Genomic DNA, 19,064 nt, shown 5'->3' with positions numbered 1-19,064 from the left:
TCAGGTGGCCAGATTAAATAGTTACGTTTCGCTGCACAGTTTGCCAATTGCTTGAAATCGCAACATCTACCGGTGCTTGGCTCAGTGCAGGCCTACCCAAAATCATGTCTGCGGCTTTTTCGGCTACCATAATGGTGGGTGCGTTCAAGTTGCCATTAGGCACAGTGGGAAAAATGGACGAATCAACCACCCTAAGCCCCTGAATACCATGCACTTGAGTGCTGGAGTTCACCACGGCCATGGCGTCTTCACCCATACGACATGAACACGACGGATGGTATGCGCTCTCAGTTGCTTGGCGTACAAAGGCATCAATTTCTTCGTCTGTTTGAATGTGTTTGCCCGGCTGAATTTCATCGTCACGGTAATCATCAAACGCGCTTTGCTCGATGATTTCACGGGTTAAGCGCACGCAGGCACGAAAGCCTTCGATATCATCTTGATGCTGCAAATAATTGAATTGAATTTTTGGCGCTTGTGTCGGGTCAGCTGATTTGATCGTGACCGCTCCACGACTTTTCGGTTTGTTATGGCCCACGTGTACCTGAAAACCGTGCCCAGCAAACGCGCTTCGCCCGTCGTAACGCATGGCTGCTGGTAAAAAGTGGTATTGAATATCTGGCCACTCAACGCCGGGTTTTGAACGAATAAACGCACAAGACTCAAAATGATTGGTCGCGCCTAAACCTTTACGGGTAAATAGCCAGCGAGCGCCAATCAAACCTTTTGAAATAAGGCCAAGTTTGCCGTTTAACGTGATGGGCTGCTTACACTTATATTGAAAGTAAAACTCCAAGTGATCTTGCAGGTTTTGCCCTACCCCCGGTAAATGATGTTTCACCTCAACACCCGCGGCGGTGAGTGTGTCGCTATCACCGATACCGGAAAGTTGTAATAGGTGTGGTGAGCCAATGGAGCCTGCACTTAACACCACTTCGTTTGATGCTTTAGCCGACGTTTTGTTGCCGTTTATGCTGTACTCAACTCCGACCGCTTTGTTGCCGTCAAGTAGCACTTTTTCAGCAAGTGCGCCTGTGACTATGGTTAAGTTTTTACGTGACTTGACCGGGTCAAGGTATTCGCGGCTTGCAGAGCTACGCACACCATCTTTTACGGTCATGTGCATGGGTCCGAAACCCTCTTGCTGGGCTGCATTGTAATCATCGGTAGCCGCGTAACCCGCTTGCTTACCTGCCTCGATAAAGGCGGTATAAAGAGGATTCGCCATTTCATTGCCGTTATTTACGCCAAGAGGGCCTTTATCACCACGGTATGCATCTTTACCTAAATAAAACGTTTCCGCTTTTTGAAAGTAAGGTAAACAAGACTGGTAATCCCACCCCTGTGCGCCGTGCTCTTGCCACTCGTCAAAGTCTTTGGCGTGGCCGCGCACGTACACCATGCCATTAATAGACGATGAACCACCTAACACCTTGCCCCGAGGGCAATGCATTTTTCGGTTATCTAAATAAGGTTCGGCTTCGGTGTGAAACTGCCAAGCAAGTTTTTCAGTGTTCATGGGAATAGACAGCGCGGTGGGCATCTTGATAAAGATATTTTTATCGCTGCCGCCGGTTTCCAATAACAACACTTGATTGTTGGCATCTTCAGATAATCGATTTGCCAGCACACACCCTGCAGAGCCTGCGCCCACTATGATGTAGTCGTAAGTTTGCTCAGCCATTAAAACGGGCTCTCTATGTCGGTCATGCCCACGTAAATGGATTTAGTTTGGGTGTAATGATCAAGCGTTTCGATGCCGTTTTCGCGACCGATACCAGACTGCTTATAGCCACCTACTGGCATTTCTGCAGGTGAATTGCCGTAACTGTTGATCCAGCAAATACCGGCTTGTAGTTTATGAATAACGCGGTGCGCGCGTTTAATATTTTGAGTGAACACAGCAGCGGCCAAGCCTAGGTGCGTATCATTCGCCCGGCGAATCACATCGGCTTCGTCATCAAACACCAACACACTCATCACAGGGCCAAAGATTTCTTCTTTGACTATGGTCATATCATCATTGCAATCAGTAAATACCGTCGGTGCCACAAAATAACCATTTGGTGCTGACGCAGGGCTAAGCGTTGACCCACCTGTTAATAAGGTCGCGCCCTCTTCAATGCCTTTATTGATATACCCCATGACTAAGTCTTGGTGATTTTTAGAAATCAACGCACCCAAATTAACGTTTGGATCAAGCGGATCACCAGCAATAATATTCTGTTCAGTGCGGGTTTTAAGCTCGTCGACAAACGCCTGATAAACTGATTTGTGCACATAAACACGGGTGCAGTTGGTACATACCTCACCTTGGGTGTAAAAGTTGCCTATCATTGCTGCGCTTACCGCTTGTGACACATCGGCGTCTTCAAACACGAGTAACGGGGATTTACCGCCTAATTCCATGGTCACGTCTTTTAGTGAGCCAGCTGCACTGGCAACCACTTTTTTGCCTGTACCTACTTCACCGGTAAACGACACCTTCTCGATGTCTGGGCTTTGGGTTAACCATTGGCCAACTTCTGCAGCGCCTTGCACCACATTGAACACACCTGCGGGTACGCCCGCTTCGAAGAAAATCTCGGCTAGCTTAATTGCGCCTAAGGGTGTTTCTTCAGACGGTTTGAAAATAAGCGCGTTACCCGCAGCAAGCGCAGGGCCTGACTTCCAACAGGCTATTTGCAGTGGGTAGTTCCATGCGCCAATACCCGCACAAATGCCAAGAGGCTCTTTGCGGGTGTAGTAAAAATCATCACCTATCGATTGTTGCTGGCCTACTTGCGCGGGTGCCAACCCAGCAAAGTATTCGATAACATCTGCGCCAGTTTGTACGTCTACGCACTCGGCCTCTTGCCACGGTTTGCCAGTATCCAGCACTTCAATTTTAGCCAGAGCGTCATTACGCTCACGTAATAACGATACGGCTTTCAATAATATTCGACTACGCTCAATGGCGGTCATGGCTGACCAAAGTGCAAAGCCTTCTTTAGCACTGCTGATCGCCGCCTGTTGAATGGAATCATCCGCAACTTCAACGTGATAAATTACTTCGTCGGTAGCTGGGTTTTTAACAGCAAACGTCTCGCCAGATTGATTCGCGAGGAATTGGCCGTGTATAAAATTTTGGTAAACAGGTGTTGTCACGTTAGGATCCATATTGTTTGATAAGCGAGCGCACGTAGCCTTTTGCCAGTCGCTCACAGTGTTCAAATTCATCTTTGTCAGACTTGCTTAGTACCGCTCTTAACCACAAGCCGTCTATCATTGCCGCACTTAATTCAGCGGCAGATCTTGCGTTTTCAGTGTTCATTAACTGTTTAAATGAACACGCTAAATTACTGCACAGTCTTTTGCTGTTTACGTTCTGCAAGCGATGCAATTCAATGTCGTGCATGGACTGCGCCCAAAAACTCAACCAGGTCTTGGTTGCATTGCTTTGCTGCTGAAGCCGAGAGAAGTTAGCTTCAACAATTAACATCAACCTTTGCTCTGGGGTGGTATCAGCTTTTAACCCACCTATTAGCGTTTGTTTCAGGTTAGATAACAAATAACGCACGGTCGCTTCGATAAGACCCTGCTTGCCACCAAAATAGTGGCTAATAATGCCAGAGGACAAACCCGCCTTTTTACTGATGCTATTAATGGTGGTAGCCCGTAAACCAAGCTCAGCCACAGACTCAATAGTGGCGTCGATTAGTTGCTGACGACGTACAGGTTGCATTCCAATTTTAGGCATATTGTGTAAAGGCTTTTTGTTAATTGAACGTTCAATAAAAATAAATTTTAGGGTAATAGGTTTGATAATTCAACGTTGACAAACTGTAAACAGGCCAGATAAATGCGTAGAGCTAAACTTAATTCGCTGCAACACCGCGTCAATAAAGAGCAAACGAAAAGATTAAAATTAATCATATTTTTTTGATTAAAATCCTCAAAAGAGCTTAAAAACGGGCGTTTCAGGCAAATTAATTCTATTAAGCGGGTATTTTGGGATAGTCATAAAACTGCCATATTTAGTAGTGCACTAACTATTTTACGAGTACAAAGCCCTATCGAAGAAAGCCTGACGATGTCGAAAAACGAACCACAATCTAAGTCTTTTTGCACCTTGAATGCGCGTGGATATAGCACGGGAAAACTGTGCATTATTGCGAGTATGTTGGTTTTTTTACGTTTGAATAGCGCGCCCATTGCTTATTAATCGCGCAATCAGCTTGTTCTCTCTTGTTCCCTATCAAAGACCGAACCATTAAGCCTAACTAGTCATACCCAAAACACATTAGGCAAGCTACTATTGTTCCCTTAGCATTCATCCACGAAGGATAAAAACGTTTATGAATCAACACGTACTTGTGCTTAATTGCGGCAGCTCTTCGATTAAATTTGCCATTATTGATGCCGAAACAGGCGCTGCTCCTTTACAAGGAATTGCTGAAAACCTCGGGGCACACAACGCCCAATTGCGCTACAGCTTCGATGGGAAAGAAACCGCTATCGAACTTAGTGACAATGCCAACCACAAAGAGGCCCTGGCCAGTATCGGCCGGGTGTTGAAGCAGCATGATGCCTTGCAATCAAGCATTATTGCGGTTGGGCATCGGGTGGTACATGGCGGGGAGCGTTTTGAGCAATCGTGTTTAATTGATCCGTTAGTCAAAGAAGGGATTCGCGATTTAGCGAAAATGGCGCCGTTGCATAATCTGGCCCATGTGGCGGGTATTGAAAGTGCACAAGATGCGTTTCCAGATTTACCTCAAGTAGCGGTTTTTGATACTGCTTATTTTCAAACACTTCCCAAGCACGCGTATCTTTATGCCCTGCCCTACGCCCTGTACGAGCAGCACGGTATTCGCAAATACGGCTTTCATGGTTCTAGCCACCACTTTGTGTCTCATGAGGCCGCTAGATTACTGAATAAAGGTATTGGCCAATGTAACCTGATCACCGCGCACCTTGGTAACGGCTGCAGCATCACAGCGATAAAACAAGGTAAGGCGATAGATACCAGCATGGGCTTCACCCCACTTGAGGGCCTAGTGATGGGTACTCGATGCGGTGACATTGATCCCAGTGTGGCGACCTTTCTAATTGAGTCATTAGATTACAGCGCCGCTCAGGTCAGTGCGCTTATGAATAAGCAGTCAGGCCTTCAAGGCATTTCACAGTTAAGCAATGACTGTCGCACGTTAGAGGAGCAACAAGCATTAGGTAACGAAAACGCCAAACTTGCCCTCGATATGTTTGTGCATCGCTTAGTAAAATATATCGGCTCATACATAGCGCTTGTTGGCCCCTTAGATGCCCTAGTGTTTACTGGCGGCATCGGTGAAAACTCCAGTTATATTCGCCAGCAAACCATAGCGCAGCTTGCCCACATGGGCTTTAGCTTAGATGAAACGTTAAACGCTGAAACTCGCTTTGGTCGCTCAGGACGCATTAGCGATGCAACGTCTAAGTCTGTTTTTGCTATCGCCACTAACGAAGAGTGGGTTATCGCCAAAGACACCATTCACTGCGCCTTTAAAGCCTAAGGAGATACCATGGCACGTAGAATAATGTTAATACCTGTTGGTAGTAGCGCCGGACTCACCAGTGTTTCATTGGGTATGGTCAGAGCCATGCAGCAGCAAGGTTTAAAAGTGAATTTTTTCAAGCCTATGGGACAACCTCGTCACGGTGACGATGAACCAGAGAAATCGACAACGATTATCACCCAGCTAGGCCCATCAAAACCCGCCACTCCTTTCACATCAGCGTATGTTGAGGACATGATAAGTAAAGACAAGATGGACGTCCTGCTAGAAGAAATCATCGCCCTATATGAAACACACTATACTGACGAAGACATTGGTATCATCGAAGGGTTAGTGTCGACCCCAAGTCACCCTTACGCGGTGCGCCTGAACCGGGAAATCTGTAACGCTCTGGATGCTAAAATTGTGTTAGTGAGCTCGCCTGGCAACCTCAGCATGACCCAGCTTAACGATAAGTTAGAAATAGTGGCAGATAATTACGGCGGCCACAGAAGCAAAAAAGTGCTCGGCTGTATCTTTAATAAAATCAATGCGCCTTTGGATGACCGTGGGCATTTAAGCAACGAATTACTCGAAAATCATGACCAGAGTGAAACCGCTGAAATTATACAGCGACTTGAAAGTTTGCCAATTTTTAATAAATCATTTGCCCTTCTTGGGTGCATCAGTTGGAGTTTCGAATTAATCGCGCCCCGAGTGGATGACTTAAGAAAACACCTGAATGCCAAGTTACTCAATGAAGGCGATTATAAACACCGCAGATTACGCAGCGTAAACCTGTGTGCCCGGGAAATCCACAATATGGTGTGGGTATTAAAACCCGGCGCATTGCTTGTTATTTCAGGGGATAGAAACGACATGTTTGTAATGGCATGCTTAGCGGCACAAAACGGCACAAAAATCGGGGCTATTTTGCTTACCGGTGGGTATGAACCCGACCCAAGAGTGATGGCATTGTGCTCCCAAGCCATGGAAACAGGCTTACCTGTGATGTTGGTCGATGACAACACATGGCAAACATCACTGAATTTACACTTCTATAACTTAGAAGTGCCGGTTGACGATGAACAACGCATTAACCGCGTGATGGATCACGCCGCCAGCTGTATTGATCCCAAATGGATAAACTCGTTAAGCGCTGGCGCATCAAAAGCCTTACGCTTATCGCCTCCTGCATTTCGCTTTAAACTAACCCAGTTAGCCAAAGCCGCTAACAAGACCATTGTGCTCCCTGAAGGTGACGAGCCTCGCACCATAAAAGCGGCGGCAATTTGCGCCGAGCGCGGTATTGCTAATTGCGTACTGTTGGGGGACAAAGTAGAAATATTAAGAGTGGCAGAGCAGCAAGGCGTGGTACTGCCTGATTCAGTCACCATACAACAACCGCAAGATATACAGGCACATTACATTGCACCCTTGGTTGAGCTGCGCAAGCATAAAGGGCTAACCGACGTGGTAGCACAAGAGCAACTGCTCGATAACGTCGTACTTGGCACCATGATGTTAAAGCAAGGTGATGTTGATGGCTTAGTGTCTGGCGCGGTGCATACCACAGCCAATACCATACGCCCTGCTCTGCAGTTAATTAAGACGGCACCCGGGGCGTCTTTGGTGTCCTCCATCTTCTTTATGCTGCTGCCGGAACAAGTACTGGTGTATGGTGACTGCGCGATTAACCCAGACCCTAGTGCCGAACAATTAGCAGACATCGCGATACAATCTGCCGATTCAGCTGCGGCATTTGGTATTGAGCCCAAAGTCGCCATGATCAGTTACAGCACCGGCACCTCAGGAACTGGGGTTGATGTAGACAAGGTTAAAAAAGCCACTGAACTGGCGCAACAAAAAAGACCTGACTTATTGATTGACGGCCCACTGCAATACGATGCCGCTGTGATGGAAAGTGTTGCCAGTAAAAAAGCACCGAATTCAAAAGTAGCCGGCCAAGCCACCGTATTCGTATTCCCAGATCTCAATACGGGCAATACAACCTACAAGGCCGTTCAACGCAGCGCTAATTTAGTCAGTATTGGCCCTATGCTGCAAGGTATGGGTAAGCCAGTGAACGACTTGAGTCGCGGGGCGCTGGTTGACGATATCGTATATACGATAGCGCTAACAGCGATTCAAGCGACGCAACTAAATAGCTAAGGAGCACCTCTCTAAAGGTTTAAATGGGGCCTTCTTGAGCAATAAATACGGTCACTTTTTAACACCACAAGGTATGAACAATGTCCGGGTCTCGATTGTCCGGGTCTCGATTGACCGAGACTCGGTTGTCCGGGTCGCTAATGGCACGTCGCTATTTAATACCGATGATAGACCGCAGATTTTAGCGGCAAAACAAATCCACTAGGCTTTGTTGCTCAGCATCGATAGCGTGTTGCTTGGCTATTTCAGAAAACGGCGTTAGTACAGGCTGATTATTGCAAATGCCCGCCATCTTGTTGCTTTCCCCTTGAATAAGGGCATTCACTGCCGCCACCCCTAGCCTAATGCCCAACATTCTGTCTGCCGCAGTAGGATTACCTCCTCTTTGAATGTGGCCCAGTTTGCACACACGTAAGTCTATTGCGTCATTCACTTGGCGTATCTGTTGTGACACACGGTCGATGCTCAATTCATTGCCTTCTGACAACACCACAATAAACGCATCTTCACTTTCGTAACCGTGAATTTTATCTAGCAGGTACGTCATATCCTGCGGGCTTTCAGGAATTAAGATTGAGTCAGCCCCCGATGTTAAGCCTGAATACACCCCTATATAGCCGGAATCTCTGCCCATGACTTCTATCACAAACATTCTGTTATGAGACTCTGCGGTATCCCGTATATTATCAATACAGTTCATCGCCGTATTAACCGCAGAATCAAACCCCAAGGTAAAATCAGTTCCCACTGTGTCATTATCTATGGTGCCTGGGATACCAATACATGGAATATCACTTATCTCTGACAACAGCGAAATACCACGGAAAGTACCATCTCCGCCAATAGCGATGAGCCCGTCTATATGATTATCGTGGATATTCTGTAGCGCCACTTCTCGCCCTTCAACCGTTCTAAAGCGCTCGCTTCGCGCCGTTTTAAGCACGGTCCCCCCCAGATGCATCGTTTTTTGTAACTGCTTGGTCTTCAGCTCCACGAAATCGTTGTCAATCAGTCCTTCAAAACCTTTGCGTATCCCGCTGACTTTAATGCCCTTGGCACTAGCCGCTTTTACCACCGCATACAAAGCGGCATTCATACCAGGGGCATCGCCGCCTGGAGTAAATAAGCCAATATGCTTGATATTTTTCGTCATAAATCGTCGTCCAAATCGTTGAATAAATCTCTACTGGTATTACTCAAGCACTTGCTTACTGAGTATTTCCATTGCTGTACTGCACTGATAAATATGAGGGCTGCCGGTTTTTAACTCATATGCAGCAATCTGCGAGGCGGTCATTTTTTCAATGTGCATAATGATCGCGCGCAGCGAATTACCATGAGCGCAAACCAACACATTTTTGCCTTGTTGTAGGGCCGGAACAATATGCGATTGAAAGTAAGCGATCGCGCGAGTGGCGGTCATCGCGAGGCTTTCGCCGTTGGGCGGTGCTACATCATAACTTCGGCGCCAAGTATGAACCTGATCATCACCGAACAACTGCCGCGCCTTGTCTTTATTCAGCCCTTGTAAGTCGCCGTAATAACGCTGATTCAATTGCTGTGAAACATAAATTTTCAATTCAAGTTCTTCAGCGGGCGACATTTCAAAATGCTCATACCACTGACTGCCAGTATCATGAATACGCACGTACTGGTGACATTGATGGTTATGCCGAAGTATCTCGTATAAGGTGTCTTGTGCCCGCAATAGCTCAGAAGTAAATGCTAAATCAAAGCGCTGCTGGGCTAACATTTGTGCTGCGCGCTGCGCTTCTTTAACCCCTGACTGACTAAGCGAAACATCAACCCATCCGGTGAACCGATTTTGCTGATTCCAAATGGATTGTCCGTGGCGGATCAACGTTAATAACGACATTTTCGCTGCCTTTCATCAATGTACTTATCATTGATTATGCCGCGCAATTCCCTTAAAAATAATCAGGGTTTATACCTATATTCGACAATTTTCCTTGCAGCCTGTTGTTCAGCGCTCTCTTCTGCAGCAGGCGCCATCTGCAACAGGTGCTTTATTGCAACACGCACTGTTGCAACGCCATTTCGAAAAAGGCGTTTGTGCTCAATTATCCCCAAAAAAGCTATTTTCATGGGCTATTCATTCCCAGCTAATACAGTGGCGTGTGGGCTGTAAATGTGGACTTCAAACTGAGGACATTCAGCCACGGGTTACATGTTGCTCTAGGTATAAGCCACTAGTTTGTAGGTGGAATTACGCATAAAAATACCCTTAAGTAAGGCGTAAAATAACGGTGATTTAAGGTGCCTTCACTGACATTTTGTTGACTTAATTCGTGCCTCTGAAAAACATGAAATATTGCATTTACAAAATGGACGTCGCTCGCCCGAGTCAATTAACACTTTGATCCCCACACACATCAACCCAGACACGGCTATCGGTATTGATCGGGTGTGGAACAGATCTAATCACGCAGTAAATTGAGTTGCGAAACGTAAAATGAGTCGGCAGTACATTATTTCGTAAAGTTTCATGAAATGCATTGGCTCAGCTAACGCAGTTCGACTCGACTTGCTGCGACATTCTACTCTTCAGCAAAAGGTAAATTTTATGACAGATTCAACAAGTTATGTTCGCTGGTTTAAAGAGCTCGGTATTGCTGATGTGGCTCTTGTTGGGGGCAAAAACGCCTCTCTTGGGGAAATGTACCAAAACCTGACAGCAGAAGGTGTGCGCGTGCCGAACGGGTTCGCCGTTACCGCTGAGGCTTATAATTATGTGCTTGAATCTAATAACGCATGGCCCAAACTACACGCCGCGCTCGATGGGCTTAATCCAGATAATATCAAAGACTTACAAGCTGGCGGAAAGAAAGCCCGTGAGATAGTGATGAACTGCGTGCTGCCAGATGATCTCAAAGCAGCCATTTTAAGCGGATACAATGAACTCAAACAAGAATACGGTAACGACATTTCACTGGCCGTGCGCTCATCGGCGACCGCTGAAGACTCTCCTGAAGCCTCCTTCGCTGGTCAAAACGACAGTTACCTGAACATAAGCAGTGACGAAGCATTACTGGATGCGTATCAACGTTGCTTAGCATCAAACTTCACTGACCGCTCTATCCACTACTAACACGATAATAATTTTGATGTGTACACCGTGTTTTTATCTGTGGTCGTGATGAAAATGGTACGCAGTGATATTGGTGCCAGCGGCGTGATGTTTTCATTAGACACTGAAACATCTTTCAAAGATGTGGTTTTTATTAACGGTGCCCTTGGCTTAGGCGAGAACATTGTGCAAGGCACAATTGAACCCGATAGTTTCTATGTACACAAGCCCACTTTTAATCTCGGGCATCGCACTGTACTGAAGCGCCGCTTGGGTAAAAAAGAATTAAAGATGATCTTCACCGACAGTCTCAATACTGACAATATCGCGGTAGAGTATACCAACAATATTGAAACCAGCGACGACGAAAGAAAACACTACTGTATTTCAGACGCAGACGTCATGGTATTAGCTGACTACGCGATTAAGATTGAAAACCATTACTCAGGTGATGCGGGTCATTACAAACCGATGGATATGGAGTGGGCCAAGGACGGCATCGACGGTGAGCTCTATATCGTTCAGGCGCGTCCCGAGACCGTTTCATCCCAGAAAAACGGTGCAGTGCTAGAGATTTATCATCTTAAAGAAACCGCGAATGTGATTGCACGCGGACAAGCCGTAGGCACACGAATCGGCGCCGGTAAGGTTCGTGTTATCAATAACGTAGCCTTACTAAGTGACTTTCAGCCCGGTGAAGTATTAGTCGCTGATACCACCACCCCTGATTGGGAGCCGGTGATGAAAATAGCATCCGCGATCGTAACAAACCGAGGCGGTCGCACCTGTCACGCCGCCATTGTAGCGCGCGAGTTGGGCATTCCCGCCATTGTCGGCACCAATAACGCCACTGAACTTCTCACCAATGAGCGCCCTGTAACGGTTAGCTGCGCCGAAGGAGAATTTGGCAATATCTACGAAGGTATTTTGAATTTCGACATCGAAAAAACAGATCTTAGCCAATTGGCGCACCCTAACACTGAAATTATGATGAATTTGGGTAACCCTGACCGAGCATTTAGTTTGGCCTCTCTACCAGTAGACGGCATAGGGTTAGCGCGCATGGAGTTTATCATTAACGAGTACATCAAAGTGCATCCTATGGCGCTGCAACATCCCGACAAAACCGATGACGACACCCGCCAGAAAATAAATGAATTGTGCACAGCTTATGAAAGCCCCCAAGATTTCTTTGTAAAAGCCTTGTCTGAGGGTGTTGCCTCAATCGCAGCAGCGGTGTATCCGAAATCCTGCGTTGTTCGCATGAGTGATTTCAAAAGCAACGAATACGCAACGTTATTAGGGGGTACGTATTTCGAGCCTGAAGAAGACAACCCAATGATTGGTTTTCGCGGCGCGTCTCGTTATACACACTCTGCTTACGCCGATGGTTTTGCGTTAGAGTGCCAGGCCATGAAGCGAGTACGAGATGAAATGGGCATGACCAACGTCAAGCTGATGATCCCCTTTTGTCGTCGTGTGCAAGAAGGCGAAAAGGTACTAAAAGCGATGGCTGAAAATGGCCTGACGCGCGGTGAGAATGGCTTACAAGTGTATGTAATGTGCGAAATACCCAATAATGTCATTCAAATCGATGCTTTTGCTCAACTGTTCGATGGATTCTCAATTGGATCGAACGATTTAACCCAATTAACGCTAGGTGTGGATCGAGATTCGCAGATTGTCGCCTTCGATTTCGACGAGCGCGATCCCGGAGTAAAAGAAATGCTGCGCCTATCAATAGAGGGCGCAAGACGCAACGGCCGCCATTCAGGTATTTGTGGGCAAGCACCATCGGACTATCCCGAAATAGCGGAATACTTAGTAGAACTGGGTATTGATGCCATGAGCCTAAACCCAGATACGGTATTAGCCACCACAAGGCGCGTGTTAGAGGTTGAAAAACGTTTAACACAAACCGCTAAATCAGCATGAAAGTGGACTAAATGACAAAGTAGAAAGCACGAAAGAAAGAGTGCGCAGTGGTCAAACATGGCTACTGCCACATCAGCTTATGAATGCTCGAGAATTCGGCCATGTTTGAAAAATACAGTTGGCGCACCAGACGTGAAATTTATATGGGAATATGGAGCTTTTGTCTTGGTGTTGTTGGCGCCATTGGCGCACTAATGTTTATTTGGTTACTGCAGTTGTGCAGCGAACTTTTTATCGTCGGTATTGGACACTTTGACGAAACTCAACCCCTGACCTTTCCGTTTTCAATGCCCTTGTATTGGGTACCTGTAGTGACCACTTTGGGTGGGCTAATATCCGGCGTTATCGTTTATCGACTCGCACCTGAAGCAGAAGGACATGGCACCGATGCCTATATTGACGCCTTCCATCAACACGATGGTGCCATACGCAGCAGAGTGCCCTGGGTAAAAGCATTAGCAAGTGCAATTACTATTGGCTCAGGAGGCTCGGCAGGACGTGAAGGCCCCACCGCGCAGATTTGTGCGGGGATCGCCGCCATTCTTGCGGATCGGTTTAGATTAGCAAATGCTGAGCGTCGTTTATTGACAGTGGTTGCCACGGCTGCCGGGCTTTCAGCAATATTCAAAAGCCCACTGGGGTCTGCTTTATTCGCAGTTAAGGTACTTTATTCTGGGTTTTCAATGGAAACCCGTGCTTTGTACTTTGCCATACTCGCGTCAGCTACTGCATACACCATTATGGGGTTTGTTGTCGGTTGGTCACCTATTTTTAATATCCAGGCGGCGTTATATGGGTTGAATAATACGCACCGCACCCAAACATTTGTTATGTGAAAGTTTTTTACACGAGCTATTTATACGAGTTTTCTGTACAAACTGTATACATAGCTAGTAAATCCCCCGTACTGAGGATCCTTTATGACTGATTACAATGATCAAAGTAACTTACAACAACGACCTGCATTAGCGACTCAAGCTATAAAAACAGCCATCTATAATGGCGATGAAGTGCGACTAAAAGCACTCCTCACTAATGAAGTGTTCGATGAATTAGAGAAAAACCATTTTGTTGAATTGGCAAAAGAAAGCGGTAACACCAATATTGTAAAATTACTCGAAGATACGCCCGCAACGCCCTAGTGTGAAAGCCAACAGTTTATACGTTAAGCGCTAACCCTCGCTATTAGGTTACGCTTAGCGTTCAACCTACGTACATATCGCTGCTCCGACCGTGCATCTTTGTTCACGCGTCTGTATTTACCCATCGCTATGCATCCTCACTCACTTTGCAATCCTCATAACACAGCCACTGAACCACACACCAGACGTTAAAGGCTATTCAACGCTTTTCTACTTTAACTAAAAGGTTTCTTTGAGCAGATTTAGCATGTCATCCACCGACAGCTTAGTCGCAGCTTCATTCCCTTCTAGTAACTTATCGGCTAAGTCGCGTTTGTGCTGATGCAGGGCGACAATTCTCTCCTCTATGGTGTTCTGGGTAATTAAGCGGTAGACAGTGACTGGCCGCAATTGCCCTATGCGGTGGGCGCGATCTGATGCTTGTTCTTCTACCGCTGGGTTCCACCATGGATCCATGTGGATGACGTAATCCGCAGCGGTTAAGTTCAAGCCTGAGCCACCCGCTTTTAAACTAATCAAGAATATGTCCCCTTCCCCCCCCTGAAAGGCATTAACGCTTGCTTGTCGCTGCTTTTGCGGCGTCGAGCCATCTAAGTATTGGTAACTAAATCCTTTGGCTTCGACGTGCTGCTTGATCAATTGTAAATGCCCAACAAACTGACTAAAAATAAGCGCTTTATGATTGTTCAGCCTCAGCTCTTCTAATAACTCGTCAAGTGCTGCTAGTTTGGCACTGGGTATTGTGGTTTCTGCCATGACCAATTTCGAGTTACAGCAGGCTTGGCGCAATTTCACGAGCTCTGCGAGCATTCTAATGCGCTGTTCACCTGCGTTGGCTTGTTGGCCGCTTTGGCTAATATTGTCGATAGCATTGAGCCTAAGCGCTTCATAAAAATCGCGCTCTTGAGAGCTCATTTCTACGCGGATATTGATCTCTGTACGAGATGGCAACTCCGTTAACACTTGGTTTTTCATGCGCCGTAATATAAACGGCTGTATAAGCGTTTTAAGAGCTTGGCTGGCCTTGCGCGCAGCCAAGGGGTCTTCCTTAGCATTTTCGATAGGCACTGAAAAGCGCTGGCCAAAGCGTTTAATGTTGCCAAGTAAACCCGGGTTAATAAAACGAAACAAACTCCACAGCTCAGTTAAGTTGTTTTCAATGGGCGTGCCTGTTGTGATCATTTTGAAGTCGCTTTTCAGTGCGTAAGCGGCTTTTGTACGCTTGGCCAGCGGGTTTTTAAGGGCTTGGGCTTCATCCGCCACTATACTGTGCCAATGCACGCCTTTGAGTATTTCGCTTTCTCTTTGCAGTAATCCATAGCTTATGATCACGCAGTCAAACGGGCCTAAATCGTTCAACAGCACTTCGCGCTGTAGTGTGTTAGTCGAGTCGGCGAATAACTTTATATTCAAGGTCGGCGCAAATTTAAGTGCCTCTTGTTGCCAGTTAAAGCACACAGATGTAGGGGCGATCACCAAGCTTGGCCCAGCGCTGGCTCGGGACAATAAAATAGCCAAGGCTTGCAAAGTTTTACCTAACCCCATGTCATCGGCTAGGCACGCACCTGCGCCCCAATGTGCAAGGCGTGAAGCCCAATCAAAGCCAACTTGCTGATAGTCACGCAATTGTGCTTGAAAGGTCGAAGGAATTTGCGGCGTAATCTCGTTCGCTTGATGCATTTTTTCAGTCTGCTGCTCCCACGCATGAATGGTTTTCATACGCATGCCTGTGGTGGCTTCTTCCATTTGCAAACTGGCTAAGGGGTGGAATTTTCCGTCATCAGTAACTTGATTAATTAACTCAAGTTTATGGCGTAAATCGTCAGACAAGGCGAGTATTTGCTCCTCGCCAAGCTCAATAAATCGCCCATGACTGGTTTGCACCAGCTCGAGTAGCTTTCTTAATTCAATGACCTGCTCATTGTCTATTTGTAAGTCACCGGTAATATCAAACCATTCATTCTTTTGACTGACCGCCAGTTGCAGGTGCTCGCTGTCTAGGGTTTTCGACAGAGTCACTTTTTTGCCTTTTGGCCAGCGCAGTACTAAATCGAATGTGTCTCGCTTGTGGGCAATCTCTAGCTGCTCAAGGGCGCTCAGCGCCGCTTGCAAGTCATCTAACAGTAGAACGTTATCCGCCATGTCTAAAAACACTGGGCACGCTTGGTCTAGCTCATCGAGTAATATTTCCTCTCGCTGCAAATCACGTTGGGTGGCCATGCGTTTGCCATCTATATCAGTGGTCAAACTGGCATTCCCCACACCGGGTTTAAACGCTGGGCCGTTTTCCCCGAATGGCATCACGACGCAAGTAAAGGTTAAGCCACTTTGATTTGGCTGAATATTGACCACCAAATTGGGATCGCACTCAAAGGTTTCTAATCCGGTATCTAGCTCAGTGATAGCAGATTGAATATTCAAAAACGGCGCAATCGCAGAAATCCCTTCAAGGGCTTTTTGTTTAGCACTGATGGGAATAAGCAAACCAGATTCACCGATGATTTCGGCCACTTTTAGATGCGATGTTGAGAACACGGTCAGCTGATATTGACTATCCGAAATCGCTTTTAGATTGTAGGCCGGCTGATCGTCGTACTCTCGTATGTCATCGGGTAAATCAGCAATGCTTAAACAAAGTTGGTCGCCTATCTCGCTAACCAGCAATTCTGGCTCGCGCTGGGTGATGTCAATCTTTTGGTTAAGGTCATCTGCTTTATAAAGGTTGTCTATGCCTACTGCGGCTTGCAGCGCGGGTAACCCTTGTAGCATGTAGTCAACTTTTGAGTAGTAGCCCCAATTTTGATACGCATCAATGGCATGGCAAAGCTTCTTGTCACTTTCAGTTAAATAGTCAAATTTATGGGTGTCTTCTTTAAGGCGTTTTAGCGAGACCACACGCCCTTTGCTCCAACCTGACTTATTCAGCTTTTGTTCCCTTGCCGTTAAACTGTGAGCATAGGTCTGTTCAAATTCCCAAATTAAGCGCACAGGCTTAATGACAACCTCTTTAGCCAGTGCTTCATTTTTAGGTGCATTCGGGTTCAGGGCAATCAGTTTATCAAGGGCTAAATCCCACTGTGATTTAGTCACGATCAAGCGGGTAAAATCCACTAAATTCGCTGCTGGTTTTGCCGAGGATGCTAGCGCTGTCTGAGTATTTTGCTGAGTGAAACTGGCGGCAAATTGCGCGCATATTTGTGCAAAAAGCGGGTAATCAAGCTGCATAAAATGCCCTTGATATTTTAAAGCTAAAGTTGCCAGTGCGGGGTCTTTGCTTTGATTACACCAAACCTGTCCTAAAAAATAATTAAAATAACACAGCTGATGGGCGAAGAAGTCCAACTCATCGTCAATGCTGTTGTAACCAATATTGATGTCATACTTTAGCCCTGCAGAAAGGCACATAATGGGCTTAACAACGCCTTGGCCTACATAGTAGAAATCGCTATTAACTTTACGGTCGCTTTCTTCATATTCCACTTGTTGCAATGCGGTGCTAAATGCACTCACGTCATCTTTATTCGCCTTTACCATTAACGCTAATTTATAGAAGTAACCTGGCAGCTCATTCAAGTATTGTTTTTTGCGCTTCGTTAGCTTGTTTTTTGCCAGCATGGCTTGTTCGAAGTAGCCAATAGCAAGGTCATTCTGGCCCGATAAAAACCAATACATACCCTGTAGCTGCAAGCCGTAGCTGCTTCTGTCTTCTGGATTTTGAATACGCAAAAAGTCATCGAAGCGCAACTGATACAAATATTGCTCAGCCAATAGATGATGACAATCGCTATTGTCACTGGGCTGTGTTTTATCTGGCGTAGCTGCGCAAACTTGCTCTAACAACTGAGTGGGGTACGCGCAGCTTTGCCCTTGCATTTGAAATGTTCTAAAAAGAGTCGCAAATGCTTGGTATTGAACAGCGCTGGAAAGTTGTGAAAATGATTTTAAATCAAAGGGTAAGAACAAAATATCAAGTAATACCCTGTTCTTTGTATGTTCAATAATTTGGGGGTTTTTATGAAAATCTAACGCGGCTTCAAAGCCATCCATTTGATTCAAATAATACAAGTCTCGGATCACTCTAGCCTGATCGGCTTGTTTATTCTGCCAGCTATAACTGTTTATGACTGGCACCACTTCCTCGCCAGCCATGATAATTTCGAGTAATCGTTGCCCTGGTGCAAGCTCTATGGCGATAGGTAGCTGGTCGATTTTTTGCACTAAAAAATTGCCCAACAGCGGATTGAGTTGCAAGCCTTCTCGATTGTTAATTAACAACGATTCAGAGGTGAGTTGTTCTTTTCTCTCAGGGGTAAGCACATAGTGCTTTTTGGGCAATGACAGTAAGCCTCGGCGAATGAGTAAATCAATGACCAGCCCTAGCTTCAGAGCCCCAATGGGCTTATGAATGACAGACAAAACAAAGAGTGTCCCTTGCTCGGCTTCACTCAGGGCTAAAAAACTCTGATATAACGCTTCGATTTGATCATGAGATTGGGGATGAATTAAAGCAGCAAGCTTCATAGTCAATTGATTCTTAATGAGGATTCTTTTTCAGTGGCGTGAAGTTATCAAAAACAATGCTGCGAAACAATTGCAGTTATCACTCTTCAAAACGCACCAGTCAATCCAGTGCGGCGTTATTTATCTAGGTTTAGCTATCGCTGCTGGCGCTAGCCAAACCCATTTGACTTGCGATTATGATTGCTAATGCTAATCATAAGGCACTGAGATCTAGTCACTCAGACTATCATTGCTAGGGTTCCAATCATTCATTGGCTGGCTCAAGCCCAGCTAACGATTAATTGAGTTTGACGGCTAAGTAGTGAACACCTGCGTTTGATGATTGAGGCAGAAAGTAAATGTCGCGGTATTTGAAATACTGTTGGCCATTTTGGCTAACCGGCTCGGCGCCTTGTGGTAACGAGTCATACGCCAATATTGTATGTATCATCTAATTATGCAGGCTCGTCAATCACACGGTAACCGCCATTATCAAACACATAATAAATACCTTGAGAAAAATAGTAAGAACTGCTTCCCACAACAATGCGCTTGTACCCTGCTGGCAGATAGCTAACCCTAAGCCCGACGGGTGGGCGCACCACTTTATACCCTTGCTTCACATGGCGATAATATAGACCGTCGTGAAAAACAAATGACACGCCAGCAAAGCGCAGAGAAATACTGTTTACTGGCGCTTTACGCACTAGC

Annotated in this window: 12 protein-coding genes and 1 pseudogene; 5 read left to right on the top strand and 8 right to left on the bottom strand. The window is 46.2% G+C overall.

Translation table 11 applies throughout. The annotated features are described in order from the left end of the window. Window positions 1-13: 13 nt before the first annotated feature. Genes betA through betI form a run of 3 tightly spaced genes read right to left on the bottom strand, consistent with a single transcriptional unit; the run spans window position 14 to window position 3,739 of the window. A complete protein-coding gene (gene betA, locus GMES_RS00075; protein WP_006990480.1) occupies window positions 14-1,684 on the bottom strand; it encodes a choline dehydrogenase in 1,671 nt (556 codons plus the stop codon). Beyond that, complete coding sequence (gene betB / locus GMES_RS00070; RefSeq protein ID WP_039986147.1) at window positions 1,684-3,147, bottom strand: betaine-aldehyde dehydrogenase; 1,464 nt, start codon at window positions 3,145-3,147, stop codon at window positions 1,684-1,686. Before betB ends, betA begins: the two co-directional genes overlap by 1 nt. 1 nt (window position 3,148) lies before the next feature. Next, entirely contained in the window at window positions 3,149-3,739 is a 591-nt protein-coding gene (betI, locus tag GMES_RS00065) for a transcriptional regulator BetI (RefSeq protein ID WP_006990478.1), read from the bottom strand. A 598-nt stretch (window positions 3,740-4,337) separates the two neighbouring features. Here betI and GMES_RS00060 point away from each other — a divergent pair. Both GMES_RS00060 and pta read left to right on the top strand, forming a co-directional pair. Beyond that, window positions 4,338-5,534, top strand: a complete 1,197-nt coding sequence (locus tag GMES_RS00060) for an acetate kinase (RefSeq protein WP_006990477.1) — start codon at window positions 4,338-4,340, stop codon at window positions 5,532-5,534. A 9-nt stretch (window positions 5,535-5,543) separates the two neighbouring features. Next, entirely contained in the window at window positions 5,544-7,688 is a 2,145-nt protein-coding gene (gene pta / locus GMES_RS00055; protein WP_006990476.1) for a phosphate acetyltransferase, read from the top strand. Window positions 7,689-7,869: 181 nt separating this feature from the next. Here pta and GMES_RS00050 read toward each other — a convergent pair whose 3' ends face one another. Together GMES_RS00050 and GMES_RS00045 are read right to left on the bottom strand one after the other, a co-directional pair. Continuing rightward, window positions 7,870-8,841, bottom strand: a complete 972-nt coding sequence (locus GMES_RS00050) for an ATP-dependent 6-phosphofructokinase (protein WP_006990475.1) — start codon at window positions 8,839-8,841, stop codon at window positions 7,870-7,872. A gap of 39 nt (window positions 8,842-8,880) precedes the next feature. Beyond that, a complete protein-coding gene (locus GMES_RS00045) occupies window positions 8,881-9,564 on the bottom strand; it encodes a histidine phosphatase family protein (RefSeq protein WP_006990474.1) in 684 nt (227 codons plus the stop codon). A 708-nt stretch (window positions 9,565-10,272) separates the two neighbouring features. On the opposite strand from GMES_RS00045, the pseudogene ppsA reads away from it, so the two are divergent. The 3 genes and pseudogenes from ppsA (at window position 10,273) to GMES_RS00030 (ending at window position 13,853) form a co-directional block, all read left to right on the top strand. Then, window positions 10,273-12,711: pseudogene (gene ppsA, locus GMES_RS00040) on the top strand (phosphoenolpyruvate synthase). A gap of 101 nt (window positions 12,712-12,812) precedes the next feature. Continuing rightward, window positions 12,813-13,547: a chloride channel protein gene (locus tag GMES_RS00035; protein ID WP_006990473.1), complete on the top strand. Its 735-nt coding sequence runs from the start codon at window positions 12,813-12,815 to the stop codon at window positions 13,545-13,547. A gap of 84 nt (window positions 13,548-13,631) precedes the next feature. Continuing rightward, a complete protein-coding gene (locus tag GMES_RS00030; protein ID WP_006990472.1) occupies window positions 13,632-13,853 on the top strand; it encodes a hypothetical protein in 222 nt (73 codons plus the stop codon). A gap of 219 nt (window positions 13,854-14,072) precedes the next feature. On the opposite strand, the gene GMES_RS00025 is transcribed toward GMES_RS00030, so the two are convergent. From GMES_RS00025 to GMES_RS22720, 3 genes are all read right to left on the bottom strand, one after another. After that, a complete protein-coding gene (locus tag GMES_RS00025; RefSeq protein ID WP_006990471.1) occupies window positions 14,073-18,374 on the bottom strand; it encodes a DEAD/DEAH box helicase in 4,302 nt (1,433 codons plus the stop codon). 277 nt (window positions 18,375-18,651) lie between these two features. Next, window positions 18,652-18,804 carry a hypothetical protein gene (locus tag GMES_RS22725; RefSeq protein WP_193362968.1) on the bottom strand — a complete coding sequence of 51 codons (153 nt, stop codon included), beginning with the start codon at window positions 18,802-18,804 and terminating at the stop codon, window positions 18,652-18,654. A gap of 4 nt (window positions 18,805-18,808) precedes the next feature. Beyond that, window positions 18,809-19,064: DUF6515 family protein (locus tag GMES_RS22720; protein ID WP_226990228.1), on the bottom strand; the 256-nt coding region annotated here is incomplete at its 5' end.

The sequence above is a fragment of the Paraglaciecola mesophila KMM 241 genome (genome assembly GCF_000315015.1).
Lineage (GTDB): Bacteria > Pseudomonadota > Gammaproteobacteria > Enterobacterales > Alteromonadaceae > Paraglaciecola > Paraglaciecola mesophila.
Note: the sequence above shows the minus strand (reverse complement) of the source record. Positions and strands in the feature narration are given on the sequence as shown.

What these genes read in the sequence shown, in the direction of transcription:
- betA (WP_006990480.1), bottom strand. Translation starts at nt 1,684, where the DNA reads ATGGCTGAGCAAACTTACGACTACATCATAGTGGGCGCAGGCTCTGCA.
- betI (WP_006990478.1), bottom strand. Translation starts at nt 3,739, where the DNA reads ATGCCTAAAATTGGAATGCAACCTGTACGTCGTCAGCAACTAATCGAC.
- GMES_RS00060 (WP_006990477.1), top strand. Translation starts at nt 4,338, where the DNA reads ATGAATCAACACGTACTTGTGCTTAATTGCGGCAGCTCTTCGATTAAA.
- pta (WP_006990476.1), top strand. Translation starts at nt 5,544, where the DNA reads ATGGCACGTAGAATAATGTTAATACCTGTTGGTAGTAGCGCCGGACTC.
- GMES_RS00050 (WP_006990475.1), bottom strand. Translation starts at nt 8,841, where the DNA reads ATGACGAAAAATATCAAGCATATTGGCTTATTTACTCCAGGCGGCGAT.
- GMES_RS00045 (WP_006990474.1), bottom strand. Translation starts at nt 9,564, where the DNA reads ATGTCGTTATTAACGTTGATCCGCCACGGACAATCCATTTGGAATCAG.
- GMES_RS00035 (WP_006990473.1), top strand. Translation starts at nt 12,813, where the DNA reads ATGTTTGAAAAATACAGTTGGCGCACCAGACGTGAAATTTATATGGGA.
- GMES_RS00030 (WP_006990472.1), top strand. Translation starts at nt 13,632, where the DNA reads ATGACTGATTACAATGATCAAAGTAACTTACAACAACGACCTGCATTA.
- GMES_RS00025 (WP_006990471.1), bottom strand. Translation starts at nt 18,374, where the DNA reads ATGAAGCTTGCTGCTTTAATTCATCCCCAATCTCATGATCAAATCGAA.
- GMES_RS22725 (WP_193362968.1), bottom strand. Translation starts at nt 18,804, where the DNA reads ATGATACATACAATATTGGCGTATGACTCGTTACCACAAGGCGCCGAG.